The organism is Novipirellula aureliae, assembly GCF_007860185.1.
Taxonomy (GTDB): domain Bacteria; phylum Planctomycetota; class Planctomycetia; order Pirellulales; family Pirellulaceae; genus Novipirellula_A; species Novipirellula_A aureliae.
This window is the reverse complement of sequence record NZ_SJPY01000004.1, coordinates 69,676-92,332: the sequence shown is the minus strand read 5'-3', so window position 1 is coordinate 92,332 and position 22,657 is coordinate 69,676. Positions and strand designations below refer to the sequence as shown.

At 53.1% G+C, this 22,657-nt stretch carries 16 protein-coding genes; 3 read left to right on the top strand and 13 right to left on the bottom strand.

Features of this window, described 5'->3' with window-relative positions:
- Positions 1–211: 211 nt before the first annotated feature.
- From Q31b_RS12710 to Q31b_RS12700, 3 genes are read left to right on the top strand one after another with little or no spacing between them, the layout of a single operon-like run.
- The gene (locus Q31b_RS12710) at positions 212–2,167 is read left to right on the top strand and encodes a PAS domain-containing sensor histidine kinase (RefSeq protein WP_197171456.1); all 1,956 of its coding nucleotides are present in this window, start codon (positions 212–214) and stop codon (positions 2,165–2,167) included.
- A complete protein-coding gene (locus Q31b_RS12705) occupies positions 2,155–3,519 on the top strand; it encodes an ATP-binding protein (RefSeq protein ID WP_197171455.1) in 1,365 nt (454 codons plus the stop codon). The genes Q31b_RS12710 and Q31b_RS12705 overlap by 13 nt, the downstream gene beginning before the upstream one ends.
- Positions 3,520–3,523: 4 nt before the next feature.
- Positions 3,524–5,014, top strand: a complete 1,491-nt coding sequence (locus tag Q31b_RS12700) for a response regulator (RefSeq protein ID WP_197171453.1) — start codon at positions 3,524–3,526, stop codon at positions 5,012–5,014.
- Between the two features lie 304 nt (positions 5,015–5,318).
- On the opposite strand, the gene Q31b_RS12695 is transcribed toward Q31b_RS12700, so the two are convergent.
- The 13 genes from Q31b_RS12695 to Q31b_RS12635 all read right to left on the bottom strand — a co-directional run bounded on the left by Q31b_RS12695 (position 5,319) and on the right by Q31b_RS12635 (position 22,489).
- A complete protein-coding gene (locus Q31b_RS12695) occupies positions 5,319–5,825 on the bottom strand; it encodes an FKBP-type peptidyl-prolyl cis-trans isomerase (protein ID WP_146600077.1) in 507 nt (168 codons plus the stop codon).
- Positions 5,826–5,975: 150 nt separating this feature from the next.
- Entirely contained in the window at positions 5,976–7,277 is a 1,302-nt protein-coding gene (locus Q31b_RS12690) for a hypothetical protein (RefSeq protein ID WP_146600076.1), read from the bottom strand.
- Positions 7,258–7,620: a zf-TFIIB domain-containing protein gene (locus tag Q31b_RS12685; RefSeq protein WP_146600075.1), complete on the bottom strand. Its 363-nt coding sequence runs from the start codon at positions 7,618–7,620 to the stop codon at positions 7,258–7,260. The genes Q31b_RS12690 and Q31b_RS12685 overlap by 20 nt, the downstream gene beginning before the upstream one ends.
- A gap of 236 nt (positions 7,621–7,856) precedes the next feature.
- Entirely contained in the window at positions 7,857–8,939 is a 1,083-nt protein-coding gene (locus Q31b_RS12680; protein ID WP_146600074.1) for a hypothetical protein, read from the bottom strand.
- Positions 8,940–9,139: 200 nt separating this feature from the next.
- The gene (locus Q31b_RS12675) at positions 9,140–9,763 is read right to left on the bottom strand and encodes a superoxide dismutase (RefSeq protein ID WP_146600073.1); all 624 of its coding nucleotides are present in this window, start codon (positions 9,761–9,763) and stop codon (positions 9,140–9,142) included.
- A 350-nt stretch (positions 9,764–10,113) separates the two neighbouring features.
- Positions 10,114–11,721, bottom strand: a complete 1,608-nt coding sequence (locus tag Q31b_RS12670; protein ID WP_146600072.1) for a BBP7 family outer membrane beta-barrel protein — start codon at positions 11,719–11,721, stop codon at positions 10,114–10,116.
- A 177-nt stretch (positions 11,722–11,898) separates the two neighbouring features.
- Complete coding sequence (locus Q31b_RS12665) at positions 11,899–12,633, bottom strand: tributyrin esterase (protein ID WP_231617533.1); 735 nt, start codon at positions 12,631–12,633, stop codon at positions 11,899–11,901.
- A 41-nt stretch (positions 12,634–12,674) separates the two neighbouring features.
- On the bottom strand, positions 12,675–13,508 hold the full coding sequence (locus Q31b_RS12660; RefSeq protein WP_146600071.1) for a purine-nucleoside phosphorylase: 834 nt from the start codon (positions 13,506–13,508) through the stop codon (positions 12,675–12,677).
- A gap of 255 nt (positions 13,509–13,763) precedes the next feature.
- Positions 13,764–14,300, bottom strand: coding sequence for a J domain-containing protein (locus Q31b_RS12655; RefSeq protein WP_146600070.1), 537 nt, complete (start codon positions 14,298–14,300; stop codon positions 13,764–13,766).
- Positions 14,301–14,630: 330 nt separating this feature from the next.
- Positions 14,631–18,536, bottom strand: coding sequence for an FtsK/SpoIIIE domain-containing protein (locus tag Q31b_RS12650; RefSeq protein WP_231617532.1), 3,906 nt, complete (start codon positions 18,534–18,536; stop codon positions 14,631–14,633).
- A gap of 9 nt (positions 18,537–18,545) precedes the next feature.
- Positions 18,546–18,794 carry a hypothetical protein gene (locus Q31b_RS12645; RefSeq protein WP_146600069.1) on the bottom strand — a complete coding sequence of 83 codons (249 nt, stop codon included), beginning with the start codon at positions 18,792–18,794 and terminating at the stop codon, positions 18,546–18,548.
- On the bottom strand, positions 18,784–20,355 hold the full coding sequence (locus Q31b_RS12640; protein WP_146600068.1) for a HEAT repeat domain-containing protein: 1,572 nt from the start codon (positions 20,353–20,355) through the stop codon (positions 18,784–18,786). Before Q31b_RS12640 ends, Q31b_RS12645 begins: the two co-directional genes overlap by 11 nt.
- 253 nt (positions 20,356–20,608) lie before the next feature.
- Positions 20,609–22,489 carry a hypothetical protein gene (locus Q31b_RS12635; RefSeq protein ID WP_146600067.1) on the bottom strand — a complete coding sequence of 627 codons (1,881 nt, stop codon included), beginning with the start codon at positions 22,487–22,489 and terminating at the stop codon, positions 20,609–20,611.
- Positions 22,490–22,657: the final 168 nt, after the last annotated feature.

Below are 22,657 nucleotides of genomic sequence, written 5' to 3'. Positions count from 1 at the left end.
CAAGTTTGGGGCTCAAGAGAATGATGAAGGAGGTGGTTGTTTATTCAATGGCTGGTTGTTTATTCAATGGCATTGAAAGGATGTGGGCCACTTCCGTGTCGTCTTCAATATCGACAGGCGTAGTCGAAACAGCCATAGGGAAAACCCTATGTTTCCGAATACTTGCCGCCCTGGAGCCAATTCCTGTTCAAGACTTGTTCAGGCAAGTGGAATGGTACAGCTATCCCAATCGGCATCGACAACGCAAGTCATTGATCTGTCAAATGGGGCCATTATAACCGCGATATTCATGTTTAGCAGCGTTTTGATGGGGGCATTCAAAATGAAAAGCGAGAGATACAGGTTGAGTCAGTGGCTTTCGCTAAGTAGCGAGCTACCAGCCATTTTGACAATCATGGGGCTAACCCAGATTAGCATGGTGCTGATCTGGCATCGTGGGATACCGATGAACACGCCGCTCGGAATAATCTTGATCGCTGGCTCACTATTGCTTGCCGGTGCCACGTCGGCTCTTTTTTTCGTCGGGGGCATCGCGCCGAGGCGGAAACCGAAGGGTTACGCCTCTCTGATCATGCAGACAATCTTTGAATCGCCGATCCATTGTATCGTGGGCATTGACCAGGATGGAAAGATCGTTGAGTTCAACCATGCAGCGGAGCAGGTTTTCGGATATCGCCGTGCGGAGGTTATCGGTCGGGATCTCATCGAGTACACCGTTCCGCAGCGACAGCGTCAACAACTTTACTCGGAGCTGAAGAAATATCTTGAGACCGGAGAATCGAACCGTCTCAACCGTTTGACCGAAATAAACGCCATGCACGCAACGGGGTATGAATTCCCAATCGAACTCGGAATGGTAGAAGGTGAAAGCGAAAGGGGCAAACGAATTCTGACACTGACATTTCATAGCATCGTCGATCGCAAGCGAACGGAAGGCCAACTACGAAAACTCTACCAAGCCATCGAACACTGTCCGGCGACCGTGGTCATTACCGACAGCGTCGGTTGCATTGAATACGTTAACCCGAAATTCACACAGCTCACCGGGTATGAACGTGTTGAAGTACTCGGTAAAGATGTTCGGATATTGAATTCTGGTAAAATGGCGCCTGAGTTCCACAAAGACCTTTGGAAGACCTTGCTGTCGGGCCAGGAGTGGCGTGGTGAGATACTGAATCGCAAACAAAACGGTGAGCTGTTTTGGGAGTCGGCTTCCATTTCTCCGATTTCCAACGACGCTGGAAAAATCACCCACTTCGTCAGCGTGAAGGAAGACATTACACAGCGCAAACAAGACGAAGAAGATCTATCACGATTGCATGGTGAACTGGTCGACACATGCCGGCAAGCCGGCATGGCGGAAGTCGCCACCGGTGTGTTGCACAACGTTGGCAATGTGCTCAATAGCGTCAATGTATCGGCGACGTTTGTGACAGAAAAACTCGAAAACAGCTGTGTGTCGAGCCTCGTCAAAGCATCCGACGTCATCTCCGAGCATCAAGAGGATCTCGCAGCGTTTCTGACCACGGATGAGCGAGGCAAATCGTTCCCTCGATTTCTTAAGGAGTTAGCCACCAATTTGTCGCAACAGCGTGACATGCAGCTTGAAGAACTTCGCTCGCTTGTTAAGAACATTGAACATGTCAAAGAGATCGTCAGTATGCAGCAAGTCTACGCCAAACCGCTAGGCAACATGCAGGCGGTGGACCTAGTCACTCTGGCAAAGGACGCACTCAAGCTAAACGATACCACAATGATGCGGCACAACGTGGACGTGGCATGCGAGTTCAACGACATCCCACCAATCGTCACCGATAAGCATCAAGTGCTGCAAATCCTTGTCAATCTAATTAGCAATGCCAAGGCAGCCCTATGCGAGACGGATCGGACCGACAAAGAAACGATATTGAGAATTACCACCGACGAAACGCGTGTGTATGTTTCCGTGCAAGACAATGGAGTTGGGATTCCGAAGGAGAATTTATCGAAGGTTTTTGCCAATGGTTTCACAACCAAGAAGGACGGTCACGGATTTGGTTTACACACGAGCGCTCTAGCAGCGCAAAAGTTAGGCGGTTCCTTATCCGTCCAAAGCGATGGTCCCGGGCAAGGGGCGACATTCACTCTGCAACTTCCCTTCCAACGAGAATCATTGTGCAAAGTATAGAGAGCGAAACCAATCGTCGCATTCTGATCATCGACGACAATCTGGCGATTCACGAAGACTTCCGTAAGATCCTCGTCTCGGACGATTCTGGAGCAGACCTAAAGAACGCTGAAACGGCATTCTTTGGTGCGGCGGAGGACACATCCCCAAAATTGAACGTCGAACTTGACAGTGCGCACCAAGGTCGTGAAGGACTCGACAAAGTCGTTGCCGCGATCGCAAACAACCGTCCCTATGCCGTGGCGTTTGTCGATATGCGAATGCCACCAGGGTGGGATGGATTGACGACGATTGAACATCTACGTCATGCCGATCCCGATCTTCAGATCGTCATTTGCACGGCATATTCCGACAACTCGTGGTCCGACATTTGTCGTCGACTTGGTTACACCGATCGTTTGTTGATCCTCAAGAAACCTTTTGACAACGCCGAGGTTTGCCAACTGGCGATTGCGTTAACCGAGAAATGGAACCTCTCCCGGCAAGCATGCTTGTCAACGGTAGAACTCGAACGACTCGTCGACGAGAGGACGAGCCAACTGCTGCTGGCCGAGACGTCGCTGCGACAAAAACAAAAACTCGAAGCGATCGGTTCTTTAGCAGGAGGTGTCGCCCATGAATTCAATAATTTGCTGCAGATCATCAGCGGGTACACTCGATTCGCCATGGATGATCGGCCGACGGATCGACTGCTGCACGAGGATCTTCGCAATGTGATGAACGCGGCAAACCAAGCCACTGAGATCACGGGACAACTGCTTCGTTTTAGCCGCAACGAATCGACGGAGAAATCATTTCAACCAACAAACGAGATCGTCACCGGCACGCTGAACCTGTTGCGGCCGTTGTTGGAGAGCCAGATTGAGATGGAAGTCAATCTCGGAGAGACGGATGCGAACGTGCTAGCCAATCGAGAGGCCATCTCACAAGCGATACTGAATCTGTGCATCAACGCGCGTGATGCAATGCCAGATGGGGGACGATTGACCATTACGACCGAGGTGGAGGAACCGTCCGATTTGCAGACGGGAACGGCTATGGCAGACGACCTGAGTTTTCACGATGGACGTTACTCGGTCATTGCCATTACCGACACCGGATGCGGAATACCAACGGATCTTGCCGACCGAATCTTCGATCCGTTCTTTACAACAAAAGAGGTCGGTAAGGGAACCGGCTTGGGACTTGCCATGGTGTTTGCTGCAGCTCAAGATCATGAGGGAGCGGTCACCGTCCAAAGCATCGAAGGCAAGGGCTCTACCTTTCGGATATACCTTCCGGTCGCAGTGCAACCCTCCGAAACCGCTGATTGCGGCCAGTACCCCCAAGCCCTTTTGCAGGCCCAGGGGTGACAGAATGACTGATTCGAAACCGAAAGCGTTGGTTGCGGACGACGAAGTTCTCGTGCGCAATCTAACGATGCGCGCGTTGTCGCAAGTGGGATTCGAATGTGACAGCGCCGCCGATGGAAATGAAGCGCTCGCCATGGCCGAGTGCACTCGCTATGACGTCGTCATTACCGATTTGCGAATGCCGAACAAGAATGGGCATGCATTGGCTATCGAGTTGCTCCAGCGCGAACAAGCTCCGCGAATTGTCGTCTTGACCGCCGTTTTGGAACCGCGACTGGTAAAGGACCTGATTCGGCATGGCGTGGACGATGTGATGTTTAAGCCTGTCGAGTATCCCGCGTTGGCTGCGAAGGTGAGGTCACTCATTGGACGATCAAGCAACGACGATGCCGATCAACCGCCGGTCAAGGAAAAAGCTGCACCTGTTGCAACTCGTATTGTCGATGACGGACTTGCGATTTTCCGCATGACCACGTTAGCGGAAACCGATGCCGACGATCTTGCTCGTGTCGTCACACCGAATGAAGGGTTGGCGGCAGAGGTATTACAGCTTGCCAACAGTCCATTCTACAATCCGAATCGCACGCTGATTACGGATTTAGAACGGGCGATCACACAAATCGGTCAAAAACGAATCGGTCAACTTGCACTGGCTACCAACGTGATTGACACGATTACCTCGAAAGAGTCCTTCTCGATGGATCTGTCATCCGTCCGACATCGCTGCCTTGCCGCCAGATTCGCGATGGAGTTACTCATCGCACAGGGTGGTCATGGGAACGTGTCGGATGGACTGCTGCTATGCGCAACGCTACATGAACTGATATCGCCTCAATGCGACCAGAACGTTTTGGCTGACCTACTTCATGCTTGGGGCATTCCGGCGACTTTGTATGGACCACTCCGATATGTCAACGACGACTATGAAACGGTCACGCGTCTGGCAAACCCGCTGCGAACTCAGGTAGAGCTGATCAAGCTCGCTGGCCTCATTGGACGTATTTCCATCAAGACTTGGGAACCCTCGAATCTCATTGAAATCCCATCTCATGAACTGCTTGAACGTTTAGAATTGCTGTCCATATCCAAAGTGATTGAACAGATCACACGTAACCTGGGCGGGATAGAGCCTTTCGCGCCGGGGAGCACCGCCGCGATCACCCCCACGCGACATTCCAATCGTGTGCATCAGGCACAAACTCTCGACTATTACGTTCCTGGGTCGATGCGTTTTGACTTCCTGGCTAAAATTCTATCTTCGATGAACGTCGTCCTGAATCCTTGCTCGAACCCCGCCTCGGCACGCAACACGGTTCTCGTCAACAGCGTGGGTATCAAAAGTAAGGCGTTGTTATCAATGGTCGGGACCGGTTTGGAATCGAGGGTATACGTCGTCTGTGACCGCAAAGATGCAAGCGATTACGCCCCTTTCAAAGGCGTGCTAAAAATGCCCACCAGCTATTCCATGCTCCAAGATCTCGTCCTCTCAGGCTAAAGCGAACGACACAACATTGTCGAGCAGTGACGCGAGATGAGCCAAGAGAAAGACGGTTCTCAAGGTCGTTGCCTTGAGAACCGAACCCATATCGCGATTCGTGGATGCACGAGCAATCGCGAAAATATCAAAACAGCGGCTCTGTAAAAAAACGGCTCTGCACAAAACGGGAACGACCGCAAAACCGACTCGTATCGAGTTGTCTACGATGAAGACGGCAGGTCGTCTTCGCTGTGAGACCGAAGGAGTTCTGGCCGGAAATCGGGTGGATCGCCCCCGCTTAGAGACTATTTGACCTTAGAGACTATTTAACGTCAAACAATTCAACGATGAAATGCAGCGTTGCGTTCGGTGGAATCGTTGGCGGCGCACCTCTTGTTCCATAGCCGATTTTCGAGGGAATTACTAACTCGATCATCCCACCCTCGCCGACTAGCTGCATGCCTTCGGTCCAACCGGGGATCACTCGGTTGAGTGGAAAGGCAATCTTTTCGCCTCGGCGATAAGAGCTATCGAAGATCGTGCCGTTATCGAGCCAACCTTTGTAATGCACTTTGACCGTATTGGTCGCGACCGGTTTTGCTTTGTCGCTTTTACGGAGAATGCGGTACTTCAAGCCAGATTCGGTCGACTTGAATTCGGCCGACGCGTCCGCATCGATTTTACCCGGTTTTTCTTTCTCTTGCGGATCTTCCGGCCCCGCCTTTAATTTAGGTGATTCCCCTTCCGCTTCCGCCGCCGAGGAGGCCCCCGGTACGACCATTGATAGCAAGGTAAAACCGAGAACCATCAGACTAAATTTAAGCATCATTTGAATTCCTAAGGATTGTTGTAAATTCGCGTTTTGTCTACTGCGTTTTTGTCTCAGGGAATTGTAGGCTAACGATGAGTTTCCGAAAAGCATCGCTGATTAGCAAGTATTCGTCAAAAGGCGCAGCAGATGGGTGCATGACCGGGTTTGTTAGGAATCCTTGATTTTGGTCTTGCGGCAGCGGTGGCGGAAACCATCGTTTCTTTGGCCTCGGCGTTTCCAGAAAGCGTCTCGATCGTGCGTTTCGCTCAAGTCGTCGGCTTTGAGTTGTAGCAGCGGTTCAAGTGACTCGTCTCGCCAGAACTTCTCGGTGCCTTTGATCCGTTTGTTAATTTGTTTTTGAGTCGACTCCACCGGCGATGTCGTGATTGGAAGCCCTAACTTGCGATACTCGGCGTATTTCATTCGCTGGGCATTATTACTCAGGTACGTAATCGCACGGCGAACCGCTTCGGGAACCTCGGGATCCCCTGCTGCTATTTCTTGAAGTGCCACGATCACCCGACTAACATCGCCAGACCAGGTCCAGCCAAGCCAGACAAGATACAACGACCACCCCTCTTCGATCCGGCTACGCGATGCGATCGCCGCACCATAGACATAGCTCAACGCATGCATCAAATCGGTTATCGGTGTGTAGTGTGAAAAGTGTGCCGACCACAGCGACCAGTTCACTTTCAAACCGTCGCCCATGAAAGCTTTGGATTTTGCCTTGTTGAACCCGCGAGCGAACGCTTCGCCCGCCATTGCTTGGCCCAAGTGGTCGTAACCGCGACGAGTCGCTACCACCGTTTTGACCAGCGGATCGCCGCCGCTCCAGCGGGGCTCGCGAGATCTTTTTTTCGCCTTAGCTGAGTCGTCTTTCGTCTCATCAAAAGTCTGCTCCGATGTGTCGGGGGGACTTTCCTGTATTTCTTCGGAGGAACCCGCCGGAGTGTGTTGACGGTGGATTTCGTTGAGTTTTGGTACGACCCACAGCGAATCCTTCAAGCATTCAGGAACCTCGGGCGTGGGATCGTTGAGGCCCCGAGTCGATTGATAGGTCTGCAAAACAGCTGCTTGGGTTTCTCGCCACCAACGATGTTTCCTTTCGGCAGGTTTCTCGTTGCCCCAATAGGCGTCTCGTATTTGAACCCGTCCGCCATCGCACTGAACCACCGCGACGCGATTGTCCCAAGAGTTCGCCGGAGCCTCGTTGCTTTGACCATGTTGTTGATCGGGGATGCTAGCCGAAGTGTAAGCATCAATGCGTTTTTGCTGTTCGTCGAGTCGCTCGTTACCGATGCGAATGGCAATGCGTTGGCACTGCTTGGCAGAGACCTTCAGTTCGGCAAGATCTTCGAGGTTGCGACTAGCGTCGACGTAAGAAGGGTTACGTGCCGCCGCGATGCAGACCTTCTTCAGGACCGCTGGTGTGTGACCATGATCGACATCACACTGCAGTGTTCTCATCTGAGGGAAAAAAATCGAGGCGGCAAGCCTCGCAGTGAAACACATCGGTCATGAAATTGACTTTGCCACGTCTGCTCTCAAGCGATCGATGTTGTGGCTTTCGCTCTTTCATTGCTCCTCCACACTTGGGGCAACTCGTCGGGGGGACCGCTTGCTTGGACTGTTTGGCGAGCAGTTCGCCCATGACAAGTCGAGTCACCTGATCGACTTGTTCGATGGTCTGTTCTTCGATCGTCATCAAGTTGGAGTTGGCTAAATCTGGCAGCTTACCGCTGTTTAGCAATCGCTCGACAACGAGGCTAGCAATTTCGTCCGCCGAGGGACTGTTGGAGGCCGATTCCATGGCAATTTACCTAAAATGTGTTCTCTAAAACTCCCAGCCTTCCGGGCTGCACGTCTCCTATTGTAAATCCCATGTCAATTTGAGCCCAGGCCAATCTTCCCCACAAACCCGGTCATGCACCCGGGGCGGGAATGCAAAACCGTTGGTCTTGACACGAGAATCCGCGTCTGTTTCACGTCGATTCTGCGTCGCTACCGCAACCGGATTCAGCCTATTTGCGACTTGCCGATGCGACTTTATTGCGGATTACTGATCGGTTGACTTGTTAGCATGAGGTAGGCGACTGCGAATAAAAGGACCGTCGCCGGCGTCGTGACAAAATGGCCGACGTAGCACATCATCGACCCAAGTGTTGAGAGCACGAAGGAGAACACAACGATCAACAGCGAAGTCAATTTGTTATTGATCGAAATCCCATAGGCGATGCGAATCGATTCGATTGCCGAGCCCTTGTCATCACTGACCACGAAAACCCAAGGCCAAAGCAACCATTGCCCGACCATGATGACGATCGATAGCGCTCCCAATAGGAGAAAGGTAACTCCAACGATAAGACCGTCATTCGCGACGGCCATCGCTAAACCGGCGGTGAAGGCGACGACGATTCCAATCGCCAATCCGAGCAGCGCCAACATGATGATGCCGCCTAAAATCAACCGGAAAACGAGGCGAATCGGCGGCAGCAAACGGGACAGAGGTTCGGGTTCGTTGCGAGCGACCGCAAGTGCCATACGGCTCCATCCGACCGTTGCGTAGGCGCTAAAGAAGAGGAGAAAGGGTAAAAAGCACACCATCAGCACCCCCGCGACCTCTTCGCCAACCCCATCGGCGACCACGGCAATGCCGAAGAATGGTACCACGATGACGACCATGGAAACGGCCATTAGAATCAGCATGCTGAGGACCAACGGTACCCAGCGAGCGATGAAGATGTTCCACGTTGGCGAAACAATATCCTCGATCGGACGTTGGACCACTTGAATCTTGCCGCTGCCAACGACCAAGGGTGTGTGAGCGGCCGAAGGTTGATAGGGATTGCGATTTCCCAATTGGTTCGGATCGGTCTGCGACGACAACGGCTCACTAAAAGGACTCTCGGAGCACTGCGGCGGCGCAGCGGCAGTGGGTTCGGAATTCCCCAAGGGTTCCGTCGCGGGTGTGGGGCCTTCCGCAACCGGGTCCGTCGTAGCGACCGGCGTGCTGTCTCCGATCCGAAACGTTGCTTGACAAGCAGGGCATTTTGCCAAGCGGCCAACAGAATCGGGCGGCAGTTCAAGCTGAGCCGCACACGAGGGGCACGCTTGGCGATAAACAGTCATGGCTGAGGTCCGAAGCGGATGGAAAAATAAGCGGGAGGGATAAGATTGCAAATTGCAATGTGCAACCATGCAAATTGATAATGGACCGTCAAACGCCGCTTGTCCCTACAGGGCAATGTTTGAAACCAAAGAAATGTCGCACGAAGGAAGGCTGCCCTCGCACGACATTTACTTAAAAACACTGCCTGCTTGCGGTGCAATTACAGGGCAGCTTTGCAGCGATCCGCAACAGCATCCCAGTTGACCACGTTCCAGAAAGCGGAGATGTAATCGGGGCGGCGGTTTTGGTAATTCAGATAATAAGCATGCTCCCAAACGTCCAAGCCAAGGATCGGTGTGCCGCTCATTCCGGCGATCTCTTTGCCCATTAGCGGGCTGTCTTGGTTGGCAGTGCTGCCAATCTTGAGCTCGCCACCATCGACGACCAACCAAGCCCAACCGCTACCGAAACGAGTTGCTCCCGCGTTCGCGAATTGTTCTTTCATGGCGTCAAGTGAGCCGAATGCCTTGTTGATCGCATCTGCCAAATCGCCGCTTGGACTGCCACCTTTCCCAGGTCCCATGATCGTCCAAAACAACGAGTGGTTCGCATGTCCACCACCGTTGTTGCGAACCGCGCCAAGCTTGTCCGCTGGCACTGCGGAAAGGTTTGAGACCAATTCCTCGATCGATTTGTTTTCTAAATCAGTGCCAGCAATCGCGTCGTTGACCTTGTTGATGTAGGCCTGGTGATGCTTGGTATGATGGATTTCCATCGTTTGAGCATCAATATGAGGTGCGAGTGCGTCGTATGCGTACGGAAGGGATGGTAGTGTGTAAGCCATATTCGATGTTTGCTCCGTTTAAGGGTCAGAATCAGGGTCAAAACGTTTAGTAACGTTACCCTAAACGATAGCGGCAATGTCAAGCAAAGGAAATAACCCCTCTAAATTGAGCTTGTTCCCAGACTCCTGGCTACTTTATCCCCAATCTCGTTTTTCAAGAAGCTTTTGGAGTTTTCCAAAGGCTTGCATTTGGCTTTGTGTCGCTCGCCTTAACCCACACGGTCACCCCCACCGGCAACGGCAAGACGTTGATGACCAATGGCGGATGGTTCGAATTCCGCTTCATCCCGCCATAAGGCAAGAGCCCTGTTACGAGTCAACGAGATCAGGATCAAGCGGCACGCACGATCTCAATAGATGTAGGCTAAACCGAAGTGCAATCCGTGAACGTAGAACGTCTTGTCTCGCATTTCGAGCGATGGCCGAAGTGGATCCTCGACGGGAGTGGCTAAGTTCGATGCCAATTCAGGGTCAATCAATCCTGATGCCTGAATCGCGTCGGTCATCGCAATCACGTGATAGCCAAACGTGACATCGAAATTCGGAAATTGATGCCAACCAAGTGACAGGTCCAATTCGGGGACCCAGCTAAACGTGTGATCGGTCGTTGTGCCCGCATTCGTGCTACGGACCAACAATCCGTTGGGCTCCGTCACGACAGGGCCGTTAGCTATCGCAGTACTACCAACGAGTTCTGCTTGTCGTGAAAGTTGTCCAAACGCGACCTTCCAAAGACTTCGAAAGGACCAACACCCTTCTCGGTAGCGTGTCGCCAAGCCCAATTGGCCGCCATGAAATTCGTTCTCTGCATCAAAAGAATCAGAGACCGCAATCGTCGATCCAAGCGGCAACGGGTTATCCGCCCCAGCGGTAGACGTGCTTGAGATCGACAAACTTTCGTTCATCCGCATGAATTGGTAACCATAGAGCGCATCAACCGTTCCGCCAAATCGTGAATACAAGTGTTGGCGTATCGACAAATCCGCTCCGTATACTTCGCTCGACGCATTGACGTTGGCAGCCCCAAAGGTTGTGAACCCAGGTGTCGCGATGACCTGAGTGTCCTGCTGGGCAACTTCACCTGTGGTGACGTTGAAGAAAGGACGGGTGATGATCGACGTTGTCGATTGATCCACGTCGTAATTGAAAGATTCCTTTCCAGCCAACCAGCCGCGAACGACCAGCGAACGAGATTGGCAATCGTCAAGCCAAGTGCCGATCGTCAACCGGCCTCCAGCGGTCATGTCGCCCAGAATCTCTTCGCCACCTACCAACATTTCTGTGTCAGGATCTCCCAACTGACCTGGGTTGTCCGCATCCGCAGGGCCAGTCGTTAGGAGTGCCGGCGGATAGTCGCCGCTACGAAACATCAACAATAATTCCAGCGATCCAAACCAGCGGTCAGAGCTAAACGCCAAATGGCTATTCGCCCATGGCGAACAACCACTGCACGAAAGGGAATCACACCCAGGAGAGTCACATGATTCGAGACCGCATGAAGGTTCGTCGTAATACGCAATCGCTCCCTGCTCGCCCGAATACGCATCGCCCGAATACACATCGCCCGAATACGCATCGCCCGAATATACATCGCCCGAATAGGCATCGCCCGAATACACATCGCCCGAATACGCATCGTTCAAATAGGCCTCCCTCGAATCGATTGGCTCGGAATCCGTTTCGTAGGCAACCTGCTTGACGACTGCATTTCGAGGCACGAGCGAAGGACGAGCGACCGCATCGGTCACTCGTTCGGGCCCCGTTGCGGACTCCTCTTCCTCTGTCGCGACCTCGAAAAAGCCATCATCCGCCATGACCACCGGAGGTCGGTAGACGCCACGATCCGGTTTCTTCGTACGAACCTGGCCGCTGACCACCAATGGATTGGCCATAACGCTAGCAAAGATGGCAAGTTTCAGGAGCAATGGGTGGCTGCAGTGGACCGATGGGAGTCTCATCGCGTTGTTTTCCAGCAAATGGATCAAGCAAAAGGTTTGGATTGGAGGCGCAAGCGTCCCTACAAACCTCTTTCGGCTTTTCCGGTCGTTCCGGTTGAATGTTTTCCGTCAACTTTGCCGGTTAGCTAGCCTGCAACGGCTTCGTTGCCGTCAAATGCAACGGTATAAAAAATGGAATCATCTCCAATTGGGAGTCACTTCGCCTCGTTGAGCATTTTCGGCTTGCAACAGGGCGGTTGGCACGATTCGCCGAAACTCCTTGGCATCGCCACGGATCGAGGCATTGATAAGCAGCAATCCAAGCCGCAGTTCCTCACGTTTTCGCAGCGGTGCTTCGGTCACCCCCTCTGCTAAGCTGAGCGCTTTGCCACGAATAAAAACCGATACATTATTCACCGCATCGCCCAGTCGATGGCCAGCGTTTCCTCCGATCACAATCGTGCCTCCGATCGCACCGATGCCCGCTTCGTCTCCAACATCGCCCCGAACAAAGATGCTGCCGGACCGCATGGCCGCACCGCATCGGGGGCCAGCATTTCCGAAGATAGCTAACGTCCCGCCCGTCATCGCGACTCCAGCGCCAACGCCGGCGTCCCCTTGTACCCTAACGGCTCCGCTTGCCATCCCTTCGGCCACTCCATGCCGAACCGATCCCGTCAAGCGGATATCGGCATCTTGGTTCATCGCAAATGCATAATCACCGAGATGGCCGTCGACTTGCAAGCGAACGGGATGCCTAAGTCGCATCATCGCATGGTGCTGGCCGACAGCACCCGCTACATCGACTCGCACCAACTCCTCATCCTCCTGCAATACGGGTACCGCATGTATCGCTTCGCAGAGCTGCGCATCGGTCATCGACTGCAACGAGAATTTGAAGTTTGGGTTACGCTGTGGTGATCCTGCAACCATCGTTTACTCAGATGAAAAAGAATAATGTTGGACACTTCTCGCTACTCGCTGCTTTTTAGCACCGCACGCACGATTGACTCCATTCTAACCTCGGCTCGTCTGCCTGCCTCTAAAACTTCATCATGATTTGTGCTAATAGCGATATCGGGATTGGCGACGTTACTTACCATCGATAAGCCGAGCACTTTCATGTTTGCGTTTTTGGCAGCCATTGCCTCGGGCACGGTGCTCATGCCAACCACGTCCACTCCGATCCGCCGCATCATTCGGTACTCTGCACGCGTCTCATAAGTCGGACCAAGAGTAGCTAAGTAGGTTCCTGGATAAGCGGTAAAATTCTCACAAAGAGATGTTCGTATGGCAATCTCGCTCATTGCCGAATCATAAAACTCTTCAAAACGGCTGAGCCCCGTCTGAGCCATGGAGACCACTCCACTCGAAACACCGCTGAGCCAATCGATATGGTCGCGAATCACCAGGATGTCTCCCACACGGAGTTTTGGATTCACACCGCCTGCTGCATTGCTAACGATCAACCGGCTTGCTCCCAGCGCGGCCAACGTGTACACCGGAAACGTCACTTTGTCATTGCCGTGTCCTTCGTAACGATGAAATCGTCCGGCCATCGCAGCGACCACGAGTCCTTCGATGGTTCCAAGGATCAATTGTCCGCGATGTCCGCTAGCGGTAGAGGTAGCGAACCCAGGAATTTCAGCAAAATCGATCGCCACCGGATCTTCGATCTTGTCTGCCAAACCGCCCAAGCCGCTGCCGAGAATCACTGCAGCCGCAGGAACGCGGTGATCATGGGAGCGGATAAGGTCGCAAGCCGCATCGATTTGTTGACGAGTATTGGGGGCGAACGTTCGCAGCATGTTTTTCCTTTATCTCGTGCCAGTCTCAGAGCCAGTCTCAGAGCCAGTCTCAGAGCTGGCATTTTCTATGCGACAACTTTCCCTTCTCGCTGGCTTGACCATCCTAGCAAAAAAATGCGGTTTCTGCTTGCCGATCCTATCCATGTCGCAAACCCGAATCAACGACACCCATTGACTCACCGTTTGCTGATACTTTGCGGCGGTACGGTACCATTTGATGCCAACGGTATCGATGATTGCCGAATCGGTGCGTCGCTATTTTTCTGACCGCAATTGGTCGGAGACCGTGGGTTGGTTGAACGCTTCGATATAATCGACGCCCGCAGCTGTGATCGACAACTGGCCACACTCTTCGCGACCGATCCAACCTTTTTCGCGAAAATACCAGATATGAAACTGAACCACTTCGGGCGTGTAGGGGACCAATGTTTCCAGAGTTCCCAAGCCGATCCCAGGCTTCTGGAAATTTCGTCTTCGCTGGGCGTAAAGAAGCGACAACAATTTGTATCGTTCTAAACAGTCGTCGCTTGCGGCATTGGCTCCTTCGACAAGCTCGACTTGGACCTGTTGATGCCGTTGGTGGGAAACGTCGTATGCCTTGCGGGCTTCCGGTTCGCGAAGCGTCTCGAATGCATCCACCAACCGGGTGAAGTGGCTAGCGTCGTGATCCTCGTTGATATCCGGATGATACTTTTTCGCCAAATAGCGAAACACTCTTTCGATCGTTGCCAAATTGGCGTTCGGACTGATTTCGAGCACTTCGTAATGGTCCACAAATTCTTGGGACGACATAAGCGTGGCTTTGATTGATAACTCAGGGTTGGGAAAGAGCGTGACGCTCCAACGTAACCCTACGTCGCAATTAGTCCTCGCGAACCGAATGGCTGCACGGATTGTTGTCTCTCGCTTAGGCAGCTTGAAAAACAACGGCTGTATCGGATAAACGGGGTAACAAAAGAACCGATTTAGGAACCTCGCCTGGTTTCCGGGTTAGGCAAAAGAACACATTTGGAAAGGCAGGAAATGCAAGACAAAAGTTTAGCGGAATGATTTTGTCGAGCCCATCTTGCCGTGCATTGTTTGCCGATTCCATTCCGTGAGCGTTCGTCTTGACGACCTCTGCTATCGGTTTTCGAGCCACTGGCGGACCACTTTGGCATCTGGCAAATCACACTGACGGAATTTGGCGATTCGACCATCCGTATCATCGTAAGAGAGCATGGTTGCCGCCGACAACTCTGCTGCGATGGGTGTGTCGATTAATAGCGACGAATCGGACGCGTTCATTCGTCCTAGAATCCGCAGTTCCAGATCATGTTGGTTGGCCCGGGGCAACCAACGTGACAACGTCTCGGTCGATCCACAAACAACGATGCAAAACACATTCACCGCTGGTCCGTCGCGAAGCACCTGCTGGAGTGCCGCCGCTCCACTGACGGAACCGGCCGCCGCATCGAGGGAAAAATTGAATGATTCCTCTTGGCGAAGGTCACGGAACCGTTCCAGCGGATCGATCACGAGGACAAGCGGCGAATGGTCGGCTTCGTCATCCATACGTGATTTCACCCGTTCACTGATGCGGACCAATTCAGCTTCCGAATCTCTCATTTTGATGCTCTTGAAATCGATCCCGCATTCATCAAGCCACGGCCTCAAGGTTTCTCCTTCATCGACTCGGTTGCCGTCGTAGTAAACAAGTTCTAAACGCGGGTCGCTGTGCTGGAATCCAGCGATACAAGTTGCGATGACACTACTTCGCGATTCGGGTGGCGCGATGATCAAGACATTTCGGCCTGTGTCGCGAGTTAATCGGATCGCTACGGGGGGCCCGATCTCAACCGCTTCGCCGAGCAGTCCGTACAACGATTTGTCCTGAGAAAGATTAGCCGGGTAGATCGCCTTGGCCAGTGCCGGTGTCCAACGGCATGGACGGTTCCCTTCAAACACAACCGCTGGCGGCAATGACTTCACATACTCCGCATCACGATCCGCGATGGACGCAAGCAGTTCGCGATGCTCTGCTGATGATAGCCACGCCACTTGGAATGGTTGATTGCCTTCGATCAAACCACCTGCGTCGTTGTAGATCGCTTCACCGGGGCGGGCGATCAAGCGAGCGGCGGTGTTGTCATCGGCAAGAATCAAAGCGGCATCCGATTCACTGCACTGCATCGCAATCCGGACGGCCATTTGCCCGAGCGTTGCTCGAGGTAGCGAATAGGCACCGGCCAACGATTGGCTGCTCAGTACCACGTGCATCCCAAACGAACGACCTTGACGAACCAAGCGGTCGAGCAGCATCGCACAATCGCCCGCCAATCGATCGTCGCGCATGAACAACTCTTGGAATTCGTCGACGACCAACATAATTCGCGGCATCGCATTGCCGCTGGCACGTCGGTATTCGCCAAGCTCTTGCACGCCAGCGGCACGGAATTGCTCACCACGAAGTTGCAATTCGCCATCGAGACGTTGCAACACACTTCGCCCAAACTCACGCTCACTTTCGATGCCAATCACGCGAGCGTGAGGAAAACTGGCGTCGGCGTACGGTTTGAACTCAACCCCTTTCTTAAAGTCCAGCAGATAAAACTGAAGTTCATCGGGCGTGTATCGGTAGGCGCCCGATGTAATGATCGCATGCAGAAGCGTGCTCTTTCCCGAACCGGTTTTCCCAGCGATCAGTACATGTTGGCGAACCCCTTCGCCCAAATCCAAACACATCGAGCGGTTGGCACCTTGGCTACCAACCGCGATCGCGATCCCATCACTGGTCGAACCCGATGCCGCATCCTCCTCTTTTAGAATACTACCGAGGGGAATTTCGACTCGTGACGCGGCGACGGCGGCTAAGCCGATCTTTTCGACGAGCGGCGAACGCATCCGGTCGGTCGGCGGTTCACAGGGACGAAACGCCAACTCGGACAAACCCGCTTTCTCAACATGAAACCTGCCTGAGGAATCGATGTCGATTTGCAAGATCTTGTTCGATTTTGGCATCGGCATGTCCGATGGCCATGGCTTCGAGGAATCGCAAACCAAAATGCTATAGATGCCGCAGCGCAGGCCACTTTCAATCAATGCTAACAGATGTTTGTAGGCGTCGCGTGACACCCCCTCCGGAAAACCGATCGCAGCGACCGCGCGGTAGGGTTCCGCCATCGACCCCGCTAATTCATTGTAGTCTTCGATCCGTTCAAAACGGTCCCGTAAACTGACCTGCAATACATCTTCGACATGATGCGACAGCTCGGCCAATCGCTCATTGATTTGTGCATCGCTCGTCCACACGCGATGGCCAACGATTGACGGATCGTGATCCGCTAATGCCATAAAACCTGTAAAGTTCTGGCCTCGTCCGAGCGGGTCGAGTAGCGTGAGTTTGCATCGCGATGGTGGTGCGCCGGCGAGTAACCGCCACAGCACTTGATGAGCCAAATCGATCGCCGAATCGAGTTGCGATGGCGGAGCGGTAATGACCAATCCGCTATGCAAACGACGGTGCAGTACCAATGGCAACGAATCGGGGATCGATAGATCGCTGATCGAATCAAGAACCGAATCATTATCGATGTTTGGCTCATTCAACACTTCATCAAGGCTCGAACCAACGCTCAAGGTTCCAACGGGAACATAGTCGATGCGATTGAGATCGACTGGCAAGGGCGAAGCAAGAACATTTTGCCAAGCTGGAAAACGATGCTCGACCGATTCGGTCGCCTTGCTGATGCGAGCGAGTCCTCGGCGGACCCCTTGCTCGAGTCGCTGCATCAACCGCCGCCGTTCTTGCCAGCGGGACTCGGCCAACCGAGTCCGCTTTTCCGATATCATTTGCTCGGTCGAGGCCAAGCTGTGCGTGATCTCCGCAGCGACCGCTTCCGCTTTCACTCGCATGGTTTCGGCCAACTGGGCGTAGTGGGACTTGAACCATTGATCTTTTTCCGCTAGCGACTGATCGAGCGCCGTTCGCTGTTGATCACGTTGCTTTTCGAGCTCAGCCTCCAATTGGGTCAATTGCTCGTTCTTCCATTGCGCAGCGGCCGCTAAGTGCGTATCACGTTTTTTTACCAATTCGGCAGAGGCATCTTTGGCGATTTTCGTTGAAATCGCCTTGGCGCGATCGGCGTTTTTCCCAGCTTCTGCCAATAACCATTCGGCAACGGGGTACAACCGCCGTGTCTGTTTCTTCACCGGCCACATTAACAACAGGTATGCAACGAAGCCCAAAACGGCGATCATCGTGAAGCCAGTGAGAACCCAAAGTATTTTTTTGTCCTGGACGAAGAAATAGACGCCCAGTGACCAGAGAACACAAAACACCAACGCGACAATGGGCAACAAGTACGAATCGATCAGTTTTGAAATTGCACCGCGGCGCATCTCGTCGACAATGTTTCGGCAACGCTTGGTCGTCGAGGCGATTTGCTCGATTGCCTCGTCAACCGATTTGGGTAGCGTCATCGGCTGTTCGCCTTCGGGAGTAACCGATGGGTCCGATTGCGGTAGATGGTCGAGTCGGGCGATCGTCAATTCTCTCGCTTCGCTCACGGTCGAATAAATCGACTGCAGCGAGTCGTCGATTTTTTGAATTTCCCGATCACGTGTTTCAATCGGCCGATGTTTTTGCTTTTCGTATTGGTGCCCAATCGCTTGGCACCGCGAGATCACTTTTTGTTCAATCGCTTCTTTTTCTTTGACTGCTTTGCGACGAAAGTGAGCCAAAAGTTCCGATTGTTGTTTGCGGTTCTCGATTGCAAACGTTTCGTACTCACTAACGAGTTGCTCTTCGGATTCATCCCAAACGCTAAGCGTCGAACGTCGGAGCAAACGACAATCATTCTTTTTGGCTGTTTGAATGGATTGAAATTCTTCGGCTTCTCGCTTGCTCGCGCGCGCATGATCGGCGATCAACGCACGATGCTCCGCAACACTCGATTCGAAACGCTGGCGAAGGGCATCGAGCAACCTCGTTTGCCGTGCGGGATCGAGCAATCCTGCGGGGCTTACCGATGCGTCTTTCATGGTCATTGTTTTCGTCTATTGATCTCGATGTTGATCGTCCGCGAGTGCCTCGTCGGCACGACGAATGACCTCGCAAAATTCTGTCATTGCCGATGCGAAACGATTCAAACTTGGCCCTAGACTTGACAGATGCTCTTGTTCGAATTGGCGACTGCGATCATCAACCCAACTTTCGCGAACCTCTGCCCAAAGTTTAGCAAAGTCGATAAAGTCTCGCCGGATTTTGTTCTCGGCATCCCGAATCGGTCCCAGTTTAATCGTCATTGGAAGCGTCATCCGGTTCATTAAAATCGGCAATCCCAGCTGATGGATTAAACGTTCGCAACATCTTTCGACCTTTGTACAGATTAAACAGATCACCGGGGTTCAAGGGACGCAGCCGACCGGCGGTTGGTTGATCGATGGTTTCGAGCCCGTCGGTCACGACGACACATGCCGTCCCATCTCGCTCCGCGGTCATGACGCCCGCTTGTTCATCCAAGAAAAAACCTAACAACGCTGGTTTGATCGATTCATAACCAAGTTGGTTGAGATGTTTTTCGAACTGCTCCATCGCTCGCCGCTGAGCCGCATTGAACTGGTCGGCTGCGACGGTGAAGATTTCGGCGTGTTCGGCATGCCAGCCTGCGTAGATCGCATAGATGTCATCAATGGGCATATCCGCCACATCCGCACTCATCGCAAACACGACGGGCCCCGTCATCCCAACGTTACTGTACGTTTTATCGCCAAACGAATACTCGAACCTCACCAAATGAACGTCAACCGGGTTGGTGAAACTCGGCCAAAGCAGACGCCGCGTGTCGACGACTTCAACCGATGTCGGTGGCACGCCCATCTGTTGGGGTTGAGTCAACCATAGTGACATTTCCGCCTCCGCCGTGGCGGTATCGGAGCGGACCGATTCGTCGACGCTGTCGCCCAACCCGAGTTCGTCGGCGTAGTGAACCGCTCTTAATCTTGCCGCGGGATCTTTGGTCAATTCCAATAACCGTTTTTTTCCGTCTTCGTCGCCAAGTTTCGCGAGTGCTCCGGCGGCCTCGCATTGGACGCGCCGGTGTTTCAAATCGATCGTTTGGTTCAGTTTGCCGATCGACGAGGGATCGCCGATCAAGCTAAGCGTATCACACAACGAAACCGCCAATGCGACCGCCTCACCAAGTGTCGCCTGAACCGTTTCTACATCATCGCCAAATTCGCGAGGGTTTTCTTCGAAACGAGCCAACCGGCCGCTGACTTCACCGAGCAACAGATTCAGCACGGGTAGTTTTTCGCGAGCCGGATGAGGATCGACGCCGCCGCTGCGAACCAAGTAGTTGGCCAAATCGAGTGTCGGAGCGGCAAGCGAGGGGAATTCAAGGCAATCGAGTATTTGCGGAAAGACCCAATTCGTCTTCCAATCCAAATGCTGCATCAGAGGACTGATTGCCTGAGCCGCTTCGATCCATTTGCGAGGCGGCGATGACGTCATCTTCTCGATCAAAAGCGCAAGCGATTCCTGACTTCGAAGCATTGCCAATAGATGCAATAGCAAGTGTTTATTCGATGCCCCGACAGGCAGGATGTCATGCAGACGCGCTACCTGATTCGGATCAAGGTTGGCCAAACCGGTGTCGGATCGCATCAAAAGCGTGTGAATCAAATGCAATAAACCGCCCAGAATCGCTGGATCACTGCGGCCCACGATGCCAGGCTGCTGCAACAGTTCAGCGATCAGGCCAGCCCCGTCGTGCTGGTTACTTTCAGCGATTTCACGCAATCGCCAGCCCGCCGCAACGGGGTCAGCTTCGGGGCCGAGTAACGATCCAAGGGTGTCGTTTTGCACGAGTCAAATTAGCTTTCGTTCTTGGTGAGTAGCGGTAGATCCGTAGCCGTGCCTCTCCGAGGCACGGGGATTTCGCGTCTCGGAGAGACGCGGCTACGGAAATGCGGGTTGTTTGTGCCTCGGGTTCGCGTCTCGGAGAGACGCGGCTACGGAGGTGCGGGTTGTTTGCGCCTCGGGTTCGCGTCTCGGAGAGACGCGGCTACGGAGGTGCGCTATTCACTTTAACAAAAACCACCCTGCACTAACACGGCAGTCATTTGGTTGGTTTTAGGCTGAACGAACCGAAATGAATTCCGGTCGGCTCGTTGTAGCCGAACACCCCGCCCGGTGCAAAGTATTGGCGAAATTCCTCGTAAGGAGGCAATTGGTTCCGTTCCAATAACTCCGAAAACTGTTTCGCCGCCGAACTCTTTTCGCCCTGCGTCCGCAAAAACTTTCTCGAATCGTCTGCTTTGGCCAACTCATAGAACTGGCGGAAATAATCGGCACCGCGAACAAATGAAACCATAAACGGTTTTTCGCCATCCAGCTTCCCGCCCAGTTCACTCACCACCAAATCAAAATCGGGTTCTGTCGCCAATCGTGGCGTCCCACTCTCGTTCGCTCGGATGATTCGTTCCAAAAAGACGCGGCTGTCGCTAAAAACAATCCATGTTCCCAAAATGACGATCCCAGGCGATGGTTGGCGAAACGAATCGGGAACCGGTCGCCGACTCGGGAAACTGTAGATCACCGAACCTGCCACGGTTTCGACCTTCAGTACATTTGGTTTCATTTTACGAAAACGAGCGATCGCACTCTTGGCACTCTCGGCGTCTTTCAACTCGAATCCGTACGCCGTGACTTGGCTGTTTAGTTTGACCGGCGTTTCCAACCAAGTCGTACTGGCGTAACGGCCCGATAGGTTTTGCAGGATATCCTCGTTGACCTGCAGGCGAGTCGCGTTTTCAAGTGGATCCTCCACGAACCGTTTGAGTGGCTCCTCGCCTTGAAAGAGCGCAAGGATCTTGTCGAGGTTTTCGTATGCCTTTTCAAAATTCCAATGGACGGTGGTGTAAGCGGTTACGTCGGCGGGAACCCAATCCGGAGGCATGATGTCACCGGTTTCAGGCCGAATCAAACCAAGAAATCCGTCGCGCGGAGTATCGATCAGTAGATGAAGATGAGAGATCGATTCAAACATCTCACCACCGTGAAAGGTGCTACCACCAATGCCGCGAATTTTGCCAATTCCGAGATCCTCAAGAATCGGCCATACGAAAACGGCTGCCGTCCCTCGCTTGACGACTCGTTCGACCACATGATAGGGATCCGCATAGAACGTGAATTGAGGGCGAGTTGATTCGGCCCCAATACAACGAGACATGGCGTTGCCAAAGTTTACATTGTCCGCCAGCGTCGGTTCGTCACTGTGGCCGAGCCATTGGTCGAGTGCCTTTCCCGCTGTTTCGTGTCCGACCCCCAAGACGATGACATCTTGATTTTGAAAGTACTCGATCTCCGGACGGCCTGGACGCGGTGGCATCAGTCGCACCAGTTCGATTTTCTCCAACCTGCTCGTGCGACGAACATAGCCTGACTCAATCAATCGAGCTTCCAATCGGTCGACGAGTGAGAGCAAATCGGCAACCTTCTCTCCAGCATCGACCATGAACAATCCAGCGATTGCGTTTTGTTCACGTCGTCTCCGGGCGATTCGACGACGAATTGCCTCTTCGGATTCGTCCCTCTTTGCTCCTTCGTTCGCGGCGGTATCCGATGATTCAGTGACCACGTTTCCGGGCATCATCGCCATCGCAACTTGGCCGCTGGGGATCGCCAACAATTCGTCAAGCGATAAGCCAACCTCGTCTCCGAACTGAGCAAACAGTTCTCTTAGCGTTTGATAGATGTCGCCAGCAAACGGTTTTAGTTTTGGGTCAGCGAGCATTCGGCCCAGTGAAGATTCTGACAATGTCTCCCGAAATTCATCCGCGCTATCCAAACGGGCGTATAGCAATGTGTCCTCGGGCAACAAATGGGGAGCCCCAGGAATCGAAACCGGGTTCGCTGCGGGCGCCGGCTGGGCCGGCATCATGATCATGAGCAAAGAGCCGAGACAGATTGGCAATGGGCTTTGGAAAAACGGGTTCATGGAAAGTCACTATGTGAGAGGTTGCGGATCTCCCTTTATATTCGAGTCGAATCACGAAGTCTTGGGTAGATTCGCTAAGGAGCACCCTATAATTGGGAAACATGTCGTGAGCGGATACTCGAGAGCTGCGATTTATGAAAAGATGCCCTCCAAACTGGATTTTGCGGA